We start from the raw sequence: 1628 nt of genomic DNA, 5'->3' as shown, positions 1-1628 counted from the left end.
TTGAGTTACATTACCTTCCTCCCTATAGCCCCAATTTAAACCCGATAGAGCGATTATGGAAGGTCATGAATGAACATGTTCGAAATAACCGTTATTTCGCTGATAAACATGAATTTCGAGACAAAGTATTCAAATTTTTCACCACAACGCTACCTGATATAGCGAACTCGCTGACATCTAGAATTAATGACCATTTTCAGGTACTAAAAACTGCATCTTGAAGTTTCTTGGGTATATATCGTAACGGAAAGGTGTTTTTCTTGGTATAACCTTTGAACTCCACCCGCAAAGCGGGTGGTTTTATGTTTAAGACGCTAACGCGACTTAAACTGGCTAAAGCCATAAGAAAAATCCCAACCGCGAGGATTGGGATTTTAACGTCATCTACGTAACTTATATTCTATAAACCAAGTTCCTACTCCGGCTATTGGGCCTATAGCTAGGCCTATTTTGAAAGATTTCTTTACATACTCATATGGGAAATTAAATTCACCACTCACAAACCACCAAATTAGACAACGACCAATAAAAAAGGTTACCATCATTATCAAAAACATACCTATACCACACATGATGCTGGTTATAAGCACAACTGCTATCTGGCTATTTTTTGTTTTCATTAGCTTTTTCCTTAGCCTTTTTAATCTCTTCTTGAATCATCCAGTTTGTTCCTTCTGTCATACCAGCAGCTCCCATATTCCCCAAAATACCGGGTAGTGGATGAGGTTTCATATCCTTCGAAAGTCCATATTCACCTTTTACTGCCCCTCCCTGCAATTTAGGATTAAATTTCGGGTTAAATTCACTTGTCTGCCATTGGCCAATTTTATTTCCAGTAAAAGTGGTTAACTTACCAACTCCATACCCCGCGCCAGCACCTGTCCCTGCACTTAAAATATTTAGTCCAATTGAATAAGGATCATCTCCTTTCACTGCACTGGCAGCGCCTCCCATACCCGCATTCCAGCCGACGGTACCCCAAAATCCTGTATAGGCGGTAAATGCTCCTGTACCAAAGGCAAATCCTACATCAACTGGATTGATCTCACCTGTCGTTAAATACTGAATTCCAGCATTCGCTCCTGCCCCTATCGTGCCAGTTGTAAGCATCATACTGCCCACGCCGTCAGCGAATAAAGGTGCTACAGCCCTGCTCGCCCAAGGCGCAGCAATAGCTGTCGTTGCAACCACTGCCCGTGGGACATTGTTGCCGTTCTGCAAGACTTCGTAGCTATCAATAACCGGGCTAAGTTGCTTGAGGCTATGTTCTGCCAGCTTTATACAATCCGCATCACAACCCGGTGATTGAACCAGTTTGATCAACTCTTCTTGTTGTTGTACCAGATACTCTTTTGTGATCCGGGTTTCTATCGCTTTCTGTTGCTGAGTTTGATCAGCTTTACCAGCAACTTCAATCAAACGGTTTCTTTCTTCCTCCGTGGAAGCAGCTCTAAATTTTTCCAGCCATGAGGGGATTTGTTTTGCGGTGAGATAGTTATTCTCCACAACAACGCATTCCATTGCGACGTTGATTACCGAACGCCGATTTTCCTAATGCCCTCAGTCAGTTACAACCCGTTTTTTTCAATGTCCGTTCACCGCCGACCCCAAAACCCCCTGACGCGCTT

Annotated in this window: 3 protein-coding genes; 1 reads left to right on the top strand and 2 read right to left on the bottom strand. The window is 43.1% G+C overall.

Going from position 1 to position 1628, the window contains the following annotated elements; all coding sequences use genetic code 11:
* Positions 1-221 (top strand): transposase (locus tag C5471_RS23165; RefSeq protein ID WP_207627231.1); only part of this gene is annotated, 221 nt, incomplete at its 5' end.
* A gap of 159 nt (positions 222-380) precedes the next feature.
* Here C5471_RS23165 and C5471_RS23160 read toward each other — a convergent pair.
* Positions 381-620 (bottom strand): hypothetical protein, encoded by a 240-nt coding sequence (locus tag C5471_RS23160; protein ID WP_133816332.1) that lies wholly within the window; start codon positions 618-620, stop codon positions 381-383.
* Positions 604-1521 carry a hypothetical protein gene (locus tag C5471_RS23155; RefSeq protein WP_166296559.1) on the bottom strand — a complete coding sequence of 306 codons (918 nt, stop codon included), beginning with the start codon at positions 1519-1521 and terminating at the stop codon, positions 604-606. The genes C5471_RS23160 and C5471_RS23155 overlap by 17 nt, the downstream gene beginning before the upstream one ends.
* Between the last annotated feature and the right edge of the window lie 107 nt (positions 1522-1628).

The organism is Photorhabdus tasmaniensis (genome assembly GCF_011189505.1).
Lineage (GTDB): Bacteria > Pseudomonadota > Gammaproteobacteria > Enterobacterales > Enterobacteriaceae > Photorhabdus > Photorhabdus tasmaniensis.
Note: the sequence above shows the minus strand (reverse complement) of the source record. Positions and strands in the feature narration are given on the sequence as shown.

Excerpts from the sequence above, each read along its gene's own strand:
- C5471_RS23160 (WP_133816332.1), bottom strand. The coding sequence starts at position 620 with ATGAAAACAAAAAATAGCCAGATAGCAGTTGTGCTTATAACCAGCATC.
- C5471_RS23155 (WP_166296559.1), bottom strand. The coding sequence starts at position 1,521 with ATGGAATGCGTTGTTGTGGAGAATAACTATCTCACCGCAAAACAAATC.